9 protein-coding genes are annotated in these 17,121 nt (G+C 47.3%); 2 read left to right on the top strand and 7 right to left on the bottom strand.

The window, feature by feature from the left end; all coding sequences use genetic code 11:
* Positions 1–843: 843 nt before the first annotated feature.
* Entirely contained in the window at positions 844–1,185 is a 342-nt protein-coding gene (locus ZX61_RS13485) for a hypothetical protein (RefSeq protein ID WP_049845152.1), read from the top strand.
* Positions 1,186–1,209: 24 nt separating this feature from the next.
* Here the strand turns inward: ZX61_RS13485 and traI are convergent, their stop codons facing one another.
* Positions 1,210–6,936 carry a conjugative transfer relaxase/helicase TraI gene (traI, locus tag ZX61_RS13480; protein ID WP_049845151.1) on the bottom strand — a complete coding sequence of 1,909 codons (5,727 nt, stop codon included), beginning with the start codon at positions 6,934–6,936 and terminating at the stop codon, positions 1,210–1,212.
* A gap of 139 nt (positions 6,937–7,075) precedes the next feature.
* Positions 7,076–9,211, bottom strand: coding sequence for a type IV conjugative transfer system coupling protein TraD (traD, locus tag ZX61_RS13475; protein ID WP_049845150.1), 2,136 nt, complete (start codon positions 9,209–9,211; stop codon positions 7,076–7,078).
* A 436-nt stretch (positions 9,212–9,647) separates the two neighbouring features.
* Here traD and ZX61_RS13470 point away from each other — a divergent pair, with 436 nt between their 5' ends.
* A complete protein-coding gene (locus tag ZX61_RS13470) occupies positions 9,648–10,010 on the top strand; it encodes a phage protein (protein ID WP_049845149.1) in 363 nt (120 codons plus the stop codon).
* A 34-nt stretch (positions 10,011–10,044) separates the two neighbouring features.
* Here ZX61_RS13470 and ZX61_RS13465 read toward each other — a convergent pair whose 3' ends face one another.
* The 5 genes from ZX61_RS13465 to traF all read right to left on the bottom strand — a co-directional run bounded on the left by ZX61_RS13465 (position 10,045) and on the right by traF (position 17,119).
* Positions 10,045–10,911, bottom strand: coding sequence for a DUF4435 domain-containing protein (locus tag ZX61_RS13465; RefSeq protein WP_049845148.1), 867 nt, complete (start codon positions 10,909–10,911; stop codon positions 10,045–10,047).
* A complete protein-coding gene (locus ZX61_RS13460; RefSeq protein ID WP_049845147.1) occupies positions 10,908–12,239 on the bottom strand; it encodes an AAA family ATPase in 1,332 nt (443 codons plus the stop codon). The genes ZX61_RS13465 and ZX61_RS13460 overlap by 4 nt, the downstream gene beginning before the upstream one ends.
* Before the next feature lie 189 nt (positions 12,240–12,428).
* Positions 12,429–15,335: a conjugal transfer mating-pair stabilization protein TraG gene (gene traG / locus ZX61_RS13455; RefSeq protein ID WP_082173489.1), complete on the bottom strand. Its 2,907-nt coding sequence runs from the start codon at positions 15,333–15,335 to the stop codon at positions 12,429–12,431.
* Positions 15,336–15,338: 3 nt separating this feature from the next.
* Entirely contained in the window at positions 15,339–16,715 is a 1,377-nt protein-coding gene (locus ZX61_RS13450) for a conjugal transfer protein TraH (protein ID WP_049845146.1), read from the bottom strand.
* The gene (traF, locus tag ZX61_RS13445; RefSeq protein WP_049845145.1) at positions 16,712–17,119 is read right to left on the bottom strand and encodes a conjugal transfer protein TraF; all 408 of its coding nucleotides are present in this window, start codon (positions 17,117–17,119) and stop codon (positions 16,712–16,714) included. The genes ZX61_RS13450 and traF overlap by 4 nt, the downstream gene beginning before the upstream one ends.
* Positions 17,120–17,121 lie beyond the last annotated feature (2 nt).

Raw genomic sequence — 17,121 nt, 5'->3', positions numbered from 1 at the left:
GTCCTATTGAGTATAGGTGATATGACCCCATAGTCGCCGTGAATATCTCCACTGATCTACAGCATGGAGACTGGACATAAGGTTAACAACTTTCCATACCACTAGTTACCCATAGATTGTTAATCTAGGGAAAGCACTGGCACACTTCTGTCCCAAAATGCGCTAGCACAAGCAATGTAGCGATGTAATCACCAAGAGACGGTGTCATGTATTGTCATCTCACTATTACTAATTGAGTGGTAAAAGCGGTCTGTATTCTTGAAGTGAAAGTGCCCCTGTAAACGAGAAGTTTGGTCTTAATGTAAAAACAGTGTGGTCAAAAATACACCCCAGCCCCTTTCAGTAGGGGCATTTTTCGCCGATAATTTAGACTCTTAGCGAAAACAAAAACTGATAGGAAAATATTCTAGAAAAGCGTCACTGTATTTCTTAATCTTCACTACACACCACGCTAAATGACTTTGTCATTTAAATGATGTTCAAATGTGAGGAGTTTTTAAAAATATCAGTTATTTACAACCCTTCAATAATTGGACTTATCGATTTTCGAATTTTTAAAATCTACATTCATTCTTTGTTTTATTCTTAGTACATTTGTACTGTCAATGTACTAATTTCGTACTCATCCTTTATGTATCAAGGGCTAGACGTTGATGCCCTGTATTTTAGGGCGTTTTCTATTAAAAAATCAGTACACTTATAGCATTGTTTTATAAGCGCTTAGTTGTATCGGTGCCAAATGTGTACTAGATGTTAGTACACTCAGTGTTTCTCTCGTTAAGAGAGACGACATGCAATTTAGTACACCTTTAGTACATCGAGTTGATACAGGAGTAGGCGCTCATGGGTCGTCCCAATGTCATTCAAGTTCCGCTTAAGGAGCTCGAACAACGCTTTTATGCGTACATGAAGAAAGAACAGATCACGAGTAATGCAGAGGCGGGGCGAAACCTGTTTGACCTCGCTTTGCGTATCTTGGAGAACGATGATGAGGGCGTCACCAACAGGCAACTGCTTGAAGAAATCTATATTCAGACGAAAAAGAGTGGGGCGGTGATTAATATGGTTCATGGCCAAACTTACGATAGGGATAAAATGAAACAGGTGGAAGTGGAGGCTGCGGAAACAAGACGGGGCATCGTTGATGGTGTGGTGGAAAAGGTCAAAGAGTGGTTGGCGAAATAAAAAAGGGAGCCGAAGCTCCCTTATTTATCGCTCTCTATCTAAGGTGAAATCTTTATCAACCTCTCCTTTTTGTGGTGGTTCATATGGGTTGCGGTTAAGAGTCTCAAAGCGTTCTTTTAATCGGTATGTCTGTTTAGATTGCTCTTCTGGTAACTTACGTTCACTGCCTGAAATATCATCTTTAACGATATCTTTATAGTGATTCAACGCTTCGTTATTCATCTCTTTTTGAATGTCTTTCCCATCGATAAATGACAGTGTCTTATTGGAGAGTGCCGATTTGATTTTATCAATGTGATAGCCAGAGACAGTCTCTTTACTTTCCAGTGCGATGATCACACGTTGTCTCAGTTCTTCATCAGGCATTTTGACGATGTCTTTTGGATTATTGACTATATAAATATCAAATTTGCCGTTGGTTGCTTTCTGGATATTGAATGCCTCATAAAGCGTATTCGTTATGATGCTCGTGTTCGCCTCCTTACCTTGATGAAATTCAGTATAGTTACCCGCCTTATAACCAAGCGTTCGAGAAATGACGCCTAAGTCTGCTAGAGATCCATCGCTCTTAAGGTAGGTAATTTCTATTCCTTGCGTGCGCTTTCTTTTATCGTGAATATGGGTCAGCATAGCCGGGTAGGTTGCCTGGGTTTCAGAAGAGTAGACGGCGGGATGAAACCGAATGTTTGTTTTTTCTTCCGTGTTGAATGCCTTCGAATTTAAAAGTGTTTCCGCTGGCGTGCCTTTTATGGGGATCGACTGGTTCCAGTATTCTTTCGCGTAACCAATAAATTTTGCCGTTTTATCCGTCAAGGTTTGGGTTAATTGGTCATGCGCAGGGTTCTTGCTGAGGCCATATTTGTCCTTGTCGTCTATAAGCTTGTCAGCCTGATACAAAGCCGCCTTGTAGTTTATGTTCTCTCTACTCATCAATAAATTGATTAAAGCGCCTCGCTCGCCCGTCACGTTATCTTTGAAATACCCCCTAAACTCCCCGGTTAATTGTATCTCAGTCGTTTCTCTACCTTGGCCGAATACCATGGTATGCTTATTGGACAGGCTCTTATTCGGTGTGCCAAGCAAATGTATCGCCAATGACTCGGTAAATTTGGGTAAGGTTTCTTTGATGTGTTCAGAGAAGCAATGTGCATCAAATTCACCGTTGATATCGTGGTATTTGGGATTCTCTTTGGGTAGGGGGGCGTCGTTGAAATATTGCGTGATAACCGGCGTTTTCCCTTGTTGGGTTTCCAGGGCACTCGCTTTGTTGGTGTCTTGGTTGATCCATTGTTTCAGCATCGCTTTGGGGTGGTCAGTATAGATTCTGATATGTTGGCTCGCCCTGGTTTGGTCGATACCTGCACGGCGAATGTCAGTGAGCGCGCCTTTCCCTTTTACCGCGGCAATCACGTGGGGGTACGTTGAGCCCTGTGCCATATCGGCGGTTTTTGTGTAAGCGTAGTCCCAGTGACCATCGCTTAACGACTTGGGGTCGAGAGACAATCGTTGTCCTTCCACATTCTGTGCCTCTATCAAACCGCTCGATGCCGTGGTGACGGTGTAGGTCTGGTTGGCCACAATTCCTCTCTTCTTGTCCGTAAATCTTGTCAGTATGCTTTCTCCAACGGAGATGGGTTGAATGCTGACCGCCAACACGTTGGTAAACTGGTGGGAACGGTGACGCGGCAGAAAAGGGCTCAGTTGGTTCGTTTTTGGGTCGCGCAACATCACGACGCCGTTCTCCTTATCAACGGATTCTATCGTCGCGTAGTCTCCTGGTTTGGTGGAAACGATGAGGCCTTTTTGATAGGGCAGCATCGTCGAGAGTTCTTCTCTAGAAGCCCCTGTCTGACGAATGCGAAGGACGCCAATGTTTTCTGATCCCAAGGTTTTCTCTTTGATCAATCCCGTTCTGATTTGGTAGGCAATCTGGTCGCGCTCGATGTTGGTGTAAGCAATGATGAGTGTGTTGCTGCGCGTTTCAGGGGTTCGAGCGAGGTAGTCTTGAGCCACACAACCCGGTAGTATTTGGGTCGCTTCCTCCTGGGCTTTGACCTTATCTTTGGCGTCTTCGTTGAGTGTCGAAACCACATGTTCACTTTTGTGTGTGCCTTCCGCTTGTGTGGCCTGTTGTGCCAGTTTGGCCAAGGCGCTTTCTGGTTGCTTGTCGATGATGTTATGGACCGCGCCCTGAAGCGTCGCCTGCTGCTGTCTAACGATATCGGTCATAAAGGCCGCTCTGAGGGCGCTTTGAGAAATGGCAAGCTCAAACGGCTTACCCGCAGACAGGGATTGAAGCTGCTCTTTATCCCCCAAGAAGACGGCTTTTGCGTCGGCTTCGGTGACGATATCCACAAACTCTTTCGCTTGTCGGTTGCTGACCATCGAACTTTCATCAAGGAGGAAAAGGGCATTGCGGTACTGCTCGGGTTCGACGGTCCCTCGGCGGACATCAGACAGTAGGCTTTCCAGAGTTTGGGCTTCGATGCCTTTCTGTTTGAGTTCGGAGACGGCGGCGTGGGTCGGTGCCAGACCGATGATCTGGTTGGGTGAGGTGGTGCCAGCACCCAGCGCTTGCTTGACGAGTGACATGCCCGTTTCCAGCATGGTGGATTTCCCTGTCCCTGCTAAACCTTGGATGGCCACAAAGCGATCTTCTGTGGTGGCTATTAATGTGACGCCGTCACCTTGGCCTTGGGTCAGGTGCGTTTGCTCAGATAAGAAGCGTTGTGTGTCGTCGGGAGTGGCGTAGGGGATGACTTGTCCTTGGCCCTTTTTCAGTGTTTCGATGATCGTGTGTTCTGTCTCGATGGCAGCCTGGGTTGTCCAACGTGTGCCATCCTGATATTCAGCCGAAAGGAGCTCCGATTTTTCATTCAAGAGCTGCGCCACGTCTTCTTTCGTCACCGCTTGCCCCGCTTCTTCAAAAGCGAAGCGAATTGCTTCTTCTACGAGTTGCTTTTGCGTGAATCCGGCTTCACGCTCGCTGATGTGGTGGATCGCAAAACTCACCGCGCGCTCGATGACAGGCAGTTCCACTGCCCGTTCTGCCAACGCCGAACAGACATCCCGCTGAATCTCTTCCGCCGTGTGGTGGGTAACAAAACGGTCGTTTGTTACGCTGGATTCTAACACCCGAGTAATGGCCGAGGGTCTATGCTCCATTTTCTGCATTGCTTGCTCCGTTTTCACTTTGTTGTCGGTGTAGATATCCAGAGCTTGACCATTTTGCGATATTTCGTCGATAAGCGTGCTGGTGAAGGCATAGCTTTTTCCTGAAATCATCACATGACTTTTGTCTGGGTCGAGCTGGCTGGCCCGTTGCACATACCCATACTGAATTGGGCTGTCTCTCAGCGCTTTAGTGGTTGTCTCGAGCGTTTCACCTGTTGGGGTTTCTAGTGTCAAGGTGTCGCCTTTCACTTGGGAAACGGAGTATGGTGTATTGGCTTTCAGCCCAGACGCTAAGTGACGGCCGAGTGAGACAATCGATTCTCCAACTGATAGGTTGATCGTTCCTGACTCAAAGAGCTGAGGTTTAAGCTTTTTAAATACCGCGCTTTTGACATTGAATGTCTTGACCTCGCCCGTTGACTTGTCCATGAGATCGATGGTGTTGCTTTTTCGGGATAGGCCAGAAATGAGCCACTCAGATGGCTGCTTGTCTTTCCAACTTTTCACCGTCATTCCAGTACGATAGTGAGCGACCACTTCGCGTTGCGCGTCATTGAGTGAAACAGGCGTTTGGGTTTCCACGCTGATCTCGCTTTGGGCAAGCTGCCCTTCGTTCTGAAGGGTATGTCTGATCTCATGAGTCAGAGTGGTGATTTCTTTTTGTGAAGTGGCCAAGACTTGAGTGTGGGATTTGTCGGAAAGCGCGGCGTAGTGTTTGGCGATAAGGAGGGCGTCCTGTTTATGCAGTTGCACGTGCGTGCTGGTCCATCGATGGTTCACCCATTGTGTGATTTTGACGTTGCCTTTGCTGTACAGGGTCATTGCCGAGTGTGATTTGAAACCCTGCCTCGCGGATGTTCTGTTCAGGAAAACCATTTTCGTGTTGGACTTTTGCGCTTGCTCAGTAATGGCCAGTAAATCAGTGGCGCTGAGCTTGTGCGCGTTATCGATCAGGATGACGTCCTTATTGGTAAATGGGGTGTCGCCAGATAAGAACGCTTGCAAATGGTGATGCTGTGTCGAGTTGAAGTAGTTTCTCACCCAGTCACTGACACGGTGATTTTGCGCAATGACGTTTTTCTCTCCGCGCTTTCGGTCTGCGCTGTTGGAAGAGACTAGATGGACGCGCTTTTGAGATTGCGTTCCAACATGTTGGAGGTGCGAAGCGATCGATTCAGTTGGGCCAAACACATTCACGACTTGAAACTGCTTAGTGGACGCAAGGATGTTTTGGATTTTCTGAGTACTGTTCTTGCTCAGATTTAAGTCATCAAGGGCGGTTTGGTTCGGGTGAATTCGCATGTGCTGCGAGCGACCTTCGGTTGCCGTGAGTAGGCGTGTTTCTGTTTCAATCATCGCTTGGGTGGTGTATTGCCCTTTTTTGTCTAGGCTCACCCATTCACCCTTAGCGATTTTTTCTTCAGCAGCGGCTTTAAGATCGATAGCGTTGCCTTCCCCACCGATGCTGAATTCAGAGACTGCTTTTTCAATAACGGTTTCTAGTGAGAAGGCACTTTGATACAGAACCAGATGATTAACGGTGCGGTCGAGGGTTGCGTGAAGATGGGCCCCTTTCGTTACTTGCACTTTAGCCATGGCGCCTCCGGCTTTAGCCTGAGCGACCACGTTGTGAATATCAAAGTCCGTCGCTTTGATTTCTTGTTGCCACTTGTGGTGAAGGGAGGAGCCACTGGCATAACTTTTGGGCTTGCGGGTGTTTTTCGCGATTAAGTCCCGAGTTGCCAATGAATTAAATTCCAGCTCTTGGGCTTTCTCTTCAATTTGTTGCTGGCGCTTCGAAAAGAGGGTTAGGACATTGTCAGGAACGGCGGTGATTTCAAATTGGCCATTGCCTGTACCTCTGATGGTGTAGCCGGCTTGTTCAGCAAGCTTGGCGTACTGACTTTGATAAAGCATGCCGTAATATTTTTGTGAAGCATAGAGCCGTTCCGATGACCCATTAATGACTCCGTCTTTCTGGCGTAAACACGACGCAAGGGCGCGCAGTTTGCCTTCATCATCTCGCGTCATGTTCGCGGCCAGTGCGTGTGTATGCAGTTGCGGATCGTCTTCACGACTGGTTTTATGATGCACGGCGGCAAAGAGCATTTGTCCGGTGTTTTCGAAGGTTTGCTTACCTTGTTCATCGGTGCCTTTCACTTGAGCCACGTCTTTCTCCAGTTCCGAAAGTGCGAACTTCACCGCTTGATGGTGGGCATTGAGTAGACGTTCATCTCCGCCAACGAGCGCTAACAGGCTGGCCGATTTTGGGGCAGAGAAGGTGATGTCAAAGCCAGGTCGGTGTTTATCACGTTTGCCGTGAACCGTCTCTTCTCCCCAATGTCCTTGCAGGGCTTTTTCCAAAGTGGTTTGATTGATTTCTTGACCTTCCATTCCCGAGTGTCGAGCGATGGCTCCTAACCATTGGGTATTTCGGTTGTCACTATTCTCTTTAAGGTAATAATTGTCCTCATTTCCTTTTTCCAGAGAAAGGTTAGGAAGGTCGTGGTGCTTTTCTTCATTGAGATAATACTCGGCGTTTTTTTTGGGGTTAGAGAGGGCAGTAATCGATAGCATGAGAGTTCCTTAATAACCAGAAAGCTTCGAGTCAGGTTAGTGAACGGCACTCGGATCGTTGAGGGTGTCACCGTCATTGATGATGAAGAGCGTTAATTCGGGGCGTTTCCCCTTTGACAAAAGCGGCGATAGCGCGTATTTAATCGTACAATTCAATGTCATTGACTCCCCCCTTGCTGGTTGAAGCGCCGTCATTTTCCTTGTTCATTCGCTCTTGAGTGGCTGTTGATGTGGCTTGTTGGGTACTTGTATCTTGTTCTACGGTTTCGGCATCACCACGTCGGGCTTGCTTTTTGAGCCTATTGACAGTGTTCCCCTTCAGCGCCGCGTTCATTTGAGACGCTTCGACGTTCATTTCATCTTCACTGTCAAACTGTGAGGCCTGAATTGCACACAAGACCTTTTTCTCTGACTCTGGAAGTGCCATACCAGGTACTACGGTTTCGAGATAAACGGCTTTTTCATACGCTTCTAACATCCCAGGGGAGGGGGGGAATTCGCGCTTGATGAAAGGTGAGGCGATGTTCCTCATTTGGTCATAGCTCAAATCGAGTTGGGTAATGAATGAAGATCCTGGTACACGCAGATAACATTGCAAATCATCGAGCGACTGAAGCTCACTGGGAATGACAAGGCGTTGAGTGCGGGTTTCATGGCTAAGTGATACTCCGTCTCTGAGCTGGTTCGCACCGTAAGAAATGTGTTCTTTCGACAGCTCAATTTCCTGCTCGCCTAAATCCTTAGACGAGATTTCAGCCATGGCGTTTGAGGGGGAACGGAAGTAGAAACGAGTGTTCAGCAAGTCGTTCATTTCTTCCGCCGCGTTCTTACCATAGGTTTTTGTTAATTGTGCGTAGGACTGAAGGCCAATCACGTAACAACCCCCAAACTTGCGTACTTCAGCAATGATTTCCCCAAGTTCTGGAAGTTTATGCAGGCTGGGCATTTCATCTATGATCACCCAAATGCGACGATCTGGGTTTTCTGCTAACCCCAATATGGCGTTGGACGCGATGGCTAACCAACTCGAAATAAGCGGTCGCAAAGAGGCGTGTTGGCGAGCGGCACTGGATAAGAACAAAAAGCCGCGTTGGTTGTCATCTTGTATCCAGTCCGTGATCGAAAACTTTTTACGTTCAGGTTGGCCATCTTCATTTTCTCGATTGAGCCCATCAAGAAAGCGTAGGCTTTTGATGTAAGTCGCCAGAACAGATTTGATCGAAATGGCGGTTTTTTGGATCTTGTCAGAGACCAGCGACGCTGATTCGGTCCCGTGTAAGTAACTGCCGAGCTCTTCGAGTTCTGAAGCGAGTATCAGGTTGAGTAAGCGTTCGGTGGACCGCTTGTCGTCCTGGTCGTCTTTCATGCGATAGCCCGTACTCGAAAAAATGGTTCGCGCAGAATCGACCCAAAACGGATCGCCTTCACCGTGTTGCGGTATCAACGCGTTGGCCATGTTTTCAAAGTCGGGGGCTTCCTTTGCGTCACACCAAATATCCCAGTCTGGGCAGCGCTCATCAAAAGGGTTGAGGATGGTATCTTGAGACTCGTCGTAGAATTTGCTGACACACGTGCAGCCTTTATCGTAAATAATGGCCTTATCACCACGCTTGCGTATCCAGCGCAGAAGTTTGCGAATGGCCACGGATTTACCCACCCCTGTTGTCCCTTTGAGACCGACGTGTTGTACTTCAAAATCGTGCTTGAATAGGGCGATGCCATCGATGACAAAATCGGACAATTTACCGTTGCCATTACCCCGTTTTTTCTTCTCCTTAGCACGTTGCTTGAGATCCGTGCTCAGAGCTTTCGGTTCGACCAGTTGAGAGCCCCGAATGTGTTTATCTTGGCTTTTTTTCTCACCTTGAGCTTTGAAGTATCGTGTGGCCATGATGAACAGCACTAAACCGGAAAAGAAAGCGATGAGAAAATTGATTTGCACTTGATGAATAACAGAATCATATAATGTGCCTAGCTCTGTATTGTTCAATTGCAGCCCAAGCGTACTGACGTAGCGTTGGCCATTCCAGAAGGTGGTCACTTTGGCGGTTTCTTGCATGCCAAAACCCTGGTAGAGATGGTTTCGCACTGTGTAGAAGATCGCCCACCAAGCATTATCAGGCGCTCTTAACCAAGTAAGGAGTAAAGTCAAAGCGGCGACAGCATACACAAGGTATTTGCCCAGTTTAGAGTGCACCTGAAAGAACATGTGAATGGTGTGAAAGGTGATTTGTCCACCACGAGTAGCATGGTTACTTGTGTGCTGAAAACTCATAAGCGAATCCTGTCCGATGTACAATAGCGAAGAAAGCGCCAAGATAGGCGCTTTCAGGTAAGGGGAGGTTAGGTTGTTATAGACAAAAACACCTCGGAGAGAGACGAGAAACAGTACATGGAGACAAATAACTTGTTTTTAACTCGCCTCACTTTAGGTGAACGGTAGTTGCCGGAGGACAATAAAGCTTAGAACTTTGCTGCCTGTAAGCTGGTCAAGCAAATGGTTTAAGGAAACAATAATTACTGAGCCTGGTTTTGGACAAACTCTTGCCAGTATTTTTTAAATTAGCAATTCATGAATAACTTTTTATAAGGCAAATTCGCTAATTAATACGTCTTCATACAGTGCGCACTTTGCGTGTTTATGTTCAATGAAACTTGTATCACCATAATTTATAGATTTATAAACTCTTTCGGTTTTGAGAGAGTGAATCATGAAGTATCACGAAATGACCAAAAACTATATTTTTCGTGAATTTGAATGTGGATTGTCTGTAGAACAGACAGCTGAACTTTGTTTCAAAAGTGTGAGAACCATCAAGGAGTGGGATAGAGGTAAGGTCATACCTAAAGAGTGTAAAAGACTCATGAGAATGCACAAACGGCTAGAACTAGGGCAAAGCACCGAGTGGTATGGTTTTAGAATGAACAACAATCGTCTTGAACTTCCTACAGGGCGTCTAGTTTCACCACAAGAAATACTCACAGGGATAGCGTTGATAGAAATTCAATATGAACGTGATATTAAGACGATATCCAAGCTATTAAAGTTCGCCCGTATTATCGCATCACTCTAAGCAATTGCCCCCGAACTACACGGGGGCAATTGAATTAATGGGACGGTTTATAACGGGCAATTATGCGACTGATAAATTCCTTAAGTGGCTCTAAAGAGTCTAAGTCACAATGACTAGACAACCGATAGTTCCTTGAGTTCACAGACAAGGTGATCCCACACACCTCTTTAATTTTAAAACACATCAGTGGGACCAGAAAATCTTTGCCGGATACAATACGTAAATCGTGCTCTTCCGCAAAGCCTAGAACATCTGCGAGTTCAGATTCAATCTGTTCATCGGTGTAATCCAAGCGCAAAGCCTCTAGTACCTCTTGGTATTGTTGTTCAACTTTGGCTTCATCCAATTTGGGAAGCCCATTCTTTGGTTGAGTTATAATAGAAGTGAACCCTCGGCTTGTTGTCTTTACTGATGGCTTCAATTTAAAAGAAACACTGAAAAGAACAAAAAGCCGAATAAGATGAGGAGATATTTCCTCAACCCATTCATCCCATTTCAGCAGGGCTTTAGCTTGTTCAAATGTCACATTACCTAGAGACTCTTGAACAATTTTCGCAGCGGCATTAGCGCAAAACAATGCATTTTCAACACAGTAGAAGTCGTGTATGTATAAACGGTCATTATCATTCACGAATGTTTGAGAAGACCAGAAAAGGTCGCCGTCGATGATAAAGACTTTTGGACTATCATTTGGCTCAGACTTAGCACTATCAATTACGTTTTTTCGGCCGTTGAGAGGAATAACTTTTTTGATTGATGCTACGCCTTGCAATAATCTGGTAAAAAGGTTGCAGTAGAATACTTCGCTGTCTTGATCTTCTACATAGATTTCTACATCTTGTAATTGCCTATATAACAAACCAACACTTGACATGTATTCAGTTTTATATTGTGGAATCAACTTACTAAGCCTTCTGAATTATTGTTCACGAATACGCACTGACTGTTCATCCCCTTGATAATTGCGGGTGAATGCGTAGCAAGTATGACTTGTAGGTTTTCATTGGCTTGTTTTAAAGAATCAACAAACATTTCTTGCCATGCCAAATGTAAGGACAGCTCAGGCTCATCGATCATAAAGCTAGCTTTATTAAGTAGTCGCCTATTGAAAATTATGTGAGCGAATAAAGTGATAATTTGAGTTTCACCGGAAGAGAGCGAGTCAACTTCAACATCCCTCCCTTTCACGTTTATTTTTAGAGTCCCTGAGCGTATAGAGATATGCTTTGATGTTTGACGAAAAAATGAGTTAACTATATTCTCGAATAGATCAATTTTTGTGTATAGTTTTGACTTAGATTGATGAGATTCTTTAATGAACTTAACCATGTTATCTATTCGAATAAGTTGAGCACGGTTAGAGAAAAGAAAGCTCATTGCATCCATATAGTTTGTGTTCGAAAACTTCTCGCTGTTATCTATACCTTCGTATGCATGGAACTCATCAATATTGCGGTACAACTCATTGAAAAAGTTATCGGTCGCGACCCGAACTTCTTGCAAGTTTTTATCTCTAAGATTGAGAGATTCAAGCGTAGACAGAATCAGACTTCTCTTTTCACTCAATTCGTCTTTATTATACGCAGAGCTCTGAGGGAATGAGGCGCCAGAGCAGTCAATAACATTAAACGCGTCTAGTAATATTTTATCTTTTAACCTTACATCTTCTTGAGCTCGTCGTCTTTGTACACGAACAACTTCTTCTTGTATTAGATCCTTAACGACTGTGAGAGTATCTTCAGGATCTTTACTGTCCTCGTCATAGAATATGTTACTCGAGACTCTAAAGTGCGAGCTACGAATATCTTTAGAATAATACTTACGTTTATTAAACTTACGATCTAACGTTATCAAGACAGGGTTCGCTAACTTACTAATTTCATCGAGCATACTGTCATCCTCAAAGTGAGAATGCCTTATTTCATCAATTGGGTACTCGATGGACTCTGAAGAAAGGGAGCTTGCAATTGTTATAGCAAATTCTGATTTTGATGCCTTAATGCTACTCAGTTTGTCTGTTTTCGGGTTGAAAAACTCGACAATGCAGGAGTCGAAAGGTATGTCAACCAGAGCTTCCAAGTCTGGTGTCAGTAATGCAGTTATAAGTTTTAGGGCGGTTGTTTTACCACTCCCGTTGTGCCCAACTAGAAAGTTAATGTCATCCTTAAACTTGATATCAAAATCAAGATAGCCATGGACGTTCTTGGCTATAAAAGTTTTTATAATCATATTTATGCTCATACCGTTACATATGTCCGCAGCATCATAACAATATATAAGCTTGATTTGTATGTAACTATTTCAGAAATGAGATCGTGTGATCGGAACTTTCACCCCGTATTACATTTCGGGGATTAACAGTGAACAGCTTTAGAATAATGGATTACTTTTAGTATTGCGAAAACCGTGAACAGGGTTTTATGTGCCGTGATTGGGGTCATTGGCGAGTGAAATGGGCCCTTCTTGGTCGCTGCTGTTGGCGTTAGATTTAGTCTCATCGGTTGAATAATGGTAAGTATAAGCACTCACTACGGGATAACTTTGGTCAGGTGTATAAGAGACTGCCGGGGTCGTGTCTTTCATTTGACCGACTTCTTGCTCCACGTTCTCCTTTAACGTCAGATCAGCACGTTGCTCTACAGGCCGAGTGGTTTGCTGTTCAGTTTGTGATTGTTGGTGCTGCGCCGATTGTGTCACTTCCTGAAACGCTTTTTCATCGTAATGCTCCCAAGGTGTGCGTGCAGCCAGGCCTTGCTCTCGCAGTGTGTCGGCTTTGAGCTCTGCTAAGGTGCTTGCGGCTTGCATCAACTTGGTTTGCATCGGGGTGAATTCAGGCACGGGATGAGACACTGGTTTATCAGAGTCATATCTCTCTTGGTAAGCCTGCTCTATTTCCGTCCTTGAACCACTTACCTCAGAAAGCTCTTTGAACGCCTCGGTCTGAATGTACTGGCCATAACGATCTTTAACCTCCTGTAGGTCTTCAGGGCGGTGAGCGGTCATTAAGCGTTGAATGTCACTTTCGTTGAGTTCTTGATTCTCTAAGAAGTGTTGGAAGCCCATCAAGTGATTCTGAGTAAAGCTGGCAGAGTCGCTTTCCATACGCGTCAGCGCTTGGCTGTATGCGAGCATGTCCGACTCACTTTTCGCAGCTTGTGAAGCAATGTGTTTGCCGTCTTGGTAGTTGACCGCAAAGTCTTTGGCATAGTGTTCAACATCGCTGTGCTGCTGCTTGTTATCGACTTGCTCCGCGGCGCGTGTCACGGTGCTGGCGCCTTGAGTGTACTGCTGGGTTGCTTGCGCCAGTGCTTGTTGGTTCTCGCTAATTTGTTTAGAGAAGCTGTCACGGTCCTCGGCGGACCAACGTGAACTCGCGTTCACTCCGGCATTAAGCATACTTAGCAAGCCACTGCTACCCTTACCGCCGACGCGGAGTCCTGCATTCGCACTGAGACTCGTCGCATGTAAGTAAGCTTGCGATTGCTCCTGGCTCCAACCCGTCGCTTGAGACACGCTGTTCACCGCCGACTGCATCTCGTTGTAGCCTGCTAGGATTTGCCCTTCCGTGCTATTGCTATGACCGCTGCCGTAGGACTGCGATTGACTGAGAGACTCCCCCCATCGATCGCTCTGAGCAAGGCCCGTGTTGATATTGTGGCTAAGCTGCATACTTTGCTGTTCAAGCGATTGTTGTGTGTGAGTCAAGTTATCTTGCATACCTTGTTGCATCGATTGTTGAATCGCCATTTGAAAGTTAGCTTGGCTGACCGCCGGGGTCGCGTTGTACGTCGTTCGGCCATCGGCATGTTGCGTCGTGATAGAGCCGTCCGCATTCTGTGTGTAGTTATGACCAGTATTGGTTAAGGTGTTGTCGTCGAACTTGTTGGCCGCCGTATTGTTGAAGCTATGGTTGTCCATTTGCAGATTACCAAAGTCCATGTTCCCGCTTGACGCCGCCGCGGTAGCGCGCGCGTTGGTGGCGTTAATCATGCCGGCTAATTGGTAGTTCATGTTGGACAACACCGCCGAGCCTCCCTTGAGCAGTCCTGCCGCGATGACCGGGACGCTCATCATCAAAATGCCGGTCATGTAGGAGAATCGGCTGTGGAGCTCATCCAGCGCATTGGCGTTGGATAGGGCAAGGCCGCTAAAGCGACCGGCGATAGGATCGCTCATCTGCTCCAGTCCCCAAATTTGAATCGCGTTCAAGATGGCGAACAACATGGGCCATGTCCCCAAGTAGAAAAAGGTCGCTGCGTAGCTCTTTAACACCATCACGGTCATCCCCGGTAACATCGCCACCCCCGCGGTAAAGAAGGCTGAGCAGGAAAAGAGCAAAAACATAATGGTTTGCAGCATGGGCAAATATTCCTTGGCCATTAAACCGAGCGAGGCCCACATCGACGTCGTCTGTAACTTATTGGCGGTGTAAGCATAGTTTAACGCGCTTTGCGTGGGATCCGCCGAGTCGATGCTGTAACGAATGGCGTTCATCACCATATTCTGTTTCAAGATGTTCGACGCGCTTCGACTGAGCTGAACAAATTGACGGTAACTTCGCTGCAGAGCGATATCAGTTTGGGATTTAAAGCGAGTGGCATTTTTGCCCCATAAGTGCTGCGCGAGTAGCGTCATGTCTTTGCCTGCAGCCGCCTCGAACCCTTGTTTAATCACAGGGTAAGCCGCTGCACAGGTTTGGAAGGTGCCTTGAATGTACATCCCGCGCAGTGGGCTCTGTCGGATGGTATCGAGAAAGGCAAAGATATCTTCGGCCCCAAACAGTTCATCCCAGGTGAACTTGTTGTTGATCCGTTCATCAAGGTACAGGCAGTTGTCAAAGTAGTCGTTCCATTGCTCACTCAGTTCGGCGGTGCGCACGCTGGCTTGTCTGGACAACTGGTACAGTTCGGAGCCAAAGAGCATGCCTGTTCTGCCGTAGCGTTCATCGTCTGAACGGGTATAAATGGATTCCACGCCTTCAGTAAACCCCGCCATCATGCCACTGAAAAACCAGCCGGGAAGGGCCACTAAGTAGGGCACATTGTCTACGTTGTAGACTCGCCCGGGCTCAGTTTTGTCCACCACCAGGACAGTGGCTTTCATGTTGATGAGCAGCAAAGGCACCAAGGTATACACCGCCATCCATTTGCCAATGTCTCTCGGGTTGCGGCTCAGCATGAAAGTGGCGGTGGTGATCAGTAAACCGAGCATGATGCAAATCCGAAGGTAGTCACCAAACGCGTTGGTCGCAAAAAACACCGCGACAGCGTTGAGGGCTTTTTGCACCACCGCGCCAGAGGTGTAAGTGTAATAGTCAAGAACCATCGGTCAGTCCTGGTAATCTTCGGGATGGGGAATGAGTTTCGACAGCTGCTTTTTGCCTGTGCGCTGTGTCTCGCGTTCCGCGGCAATCAAGTCGTTTTGTGCGTTGATCAAGCTCATCGCGTCTTGCGTTAAACCAACCATGAACTGTTTCGCTCTCGCCGTATCGTTCTTGATCGCTTCGAGATTGGCTAGGCTGCTGTTGGACGCCGACAGGGCGTGCTCGACTAGATTCAGCGTATTGGTCAGGTAGCGATTCAACAGTTCTATGGCGAGCAGGTTGGCGTACGCCGGGGTGTTCGGCACGGCACCGACCGCCGCATTGTCGAAGAAAAACTTCAAGACGGGGGTGTGGATAAGCTCAATGAACCCCTTCTGCTTGTCGACAAGGGCTTGGTCGGTCAGGACGCTCTGCCATAAGGTATCGAGCTCTTTTTGCAATTGAACCTTAAATGCCGTGTCGGCCGGGATGGTGACTTTTCTCATTGTGAGCGTTAAGCAGCCTTCCGTTGAGGTGTCTCCGCATTGATAGCGCTGGATGTCACCGCCATTGAGTAACGCATCGACCATATTGTTGTCGTCAGTCAGCAGGCTAGGGTAGAAACGGGGCTGGCCATTTTTGTCGTACACAAAGGTGCCCGACAAGCTCATGGCAAATTGCGCCAGGTCCGTGTCGCTACTGAAGTAGGCATTTTTCATGATGGCGGACCAGACGATGTTGTGGCTACGCATGGTCATCGCGTTCAGAGCGGGATCATTGTTGGCCGCGTCAAGTTGGCCATTGACCGTGCTATCGTTGTTGCACTTTGAGGCCGCTTCGACCCAATCGGCAAAGGCGTTGTTTTGCGTGCCTAATGTGGCGCACACATGCTTTTTCGTGGCCGGGGCGGTCAGGGCCGCCAAGCCGCCCATGGTCGCTTGCGCGGCTTCACAAGAATTGATCGATTGGTTGAGCCACTTATCGGCCACCGCCTGCAGCTTATCCATGTTTTGTTTCAACTGAGGCGCCCACGTTTGCAGGGCTAAATCCACGATAAACGGCGGTGCGTTGTGAATGATGGCCTTGCCGAGTTTGGTCAGTTCATCCGAGCTGATATGAGAGAAGCCCCCCATGAACATATCAATGCCGCTGCAGCCGGCACTGACGGAGGGCACCGTGGCATTCACCCATTGCGCATTGACGATTTTCGTGCGAACAAATAACGAGCCGCCGCTGTAGTAATTCGCACTTTGCCCTTGATAAGCCATTGGGTTGGTGACGTTGGCGTTGTAACCTGAATCGTCGAAGAACTGTTGCAACGAACTGGTGGTACTGGCTTGCGCTAAGGGACACATCAAGAGCGTGAGTGCGCCCTTGAGGACATGTCGAGTGGCAGGACTCATTGCAGCGCCTTCCTCACTTCGGGATCGTTTAGGGCGTTCGAGAGCCCGCGGTACAGGGTGGCGTAATCCACCTCTCCTCGGCTGATGGGGGTGAATTTTTGGCTGTTGACGTTGATCAGAAAGGTCGCTGGCACAACATTGCTCACGCTGAGGAATTTCTCTCGAATTGTCTGGGTGACAGGGATAGGCACCTGAAAGCCGGGCAGCCCACCGCCGTCTAAGGTGAAGGCGTAAACGGTTAACCCTAACTGTCGAGATACTTGGGTGATGCTTGGTGCCACGACGTGGCAGTACGGGCAACTGCTTTGCATCAGGAACACGAGCGCATACTCATGGTTCTTCGCCGCGTGCGAAGAGGAGCCTGTCAGGCTCAGCCAAACAAACAAGATCGACAGGACACGCATAA

It is taken from the genome of Vibrio sp. VPAP30 (assembly GCF_001188205.1).
In the GTDB taxonomy this organism is placed as follows: domain Bacteria; phylum Pseudomonadota; class Gammaproteobacteria; order Enterobacterales; family Vibrionaceae; genus Vibrio; species Vibrio bivalvicida.
Note: the sequence above shows the minus strand (reverse complement) of the source record. Positions and strands in the feature narration are given on the sequence as shown.

Bases quoted from the DNA above. Each gene is read 5' to 3' on its own strand.
- traD (WP_049845150.1), bottom strand. From the start codon at position 9,211: ATGAGTTTTCAGCACACAAGTAACCATGCTACTCGTGGTGGACAAATC.
- ZX61_RS13450 (WP_049845146.1), bottom strand. From the start codon at position 16,715: ATGAGTCCTGCCACTCGACATGTCCTCAAGGGCGCACTCACGCTCTTG.
- traG (WP_082173489.1), bottom strand. From the start codon at position 15,335: ATGGTTCTTGACTATTACACTTACACCTCTGGCGCGGTGGTGCAAAAA.
- traF (WP_049845145.1), bottom strand. From the start codon at position 17,119: ATGCGTGTCCTGTCGATCTTGTTTGTTTGGCTGAGCCTGACAGGCTCC.
- ZX61_RS13460 (WP_049845147.1), bottom strand. From the start codon at position 12,239: ATGATTATAAAAACTTTTATAGCCAAGAACGTCCATGGCTATCTTGAT.
- traI (WP_049845151.1), bottom strand. From the start codon at position 6,936: ATGCTATCGATTACTGCCCTCTCTAACCCCAAAAAAAACGCCGAGTAT.
- ZX61_RS13470 (WP_049845149.1), top strand. From the start codon at position 9,648: ATGAAGTATCACGAAATGACCAAAAACTATATTTTTCGTGAATTTGAA.
- ZX61_RS13485 (WP_049845152.1), top strand. From the start codon at position 844: ATGGGTCGTCCCAATGTCATTCAAGTTCCGCTTAAGGAGCTCGAACAA.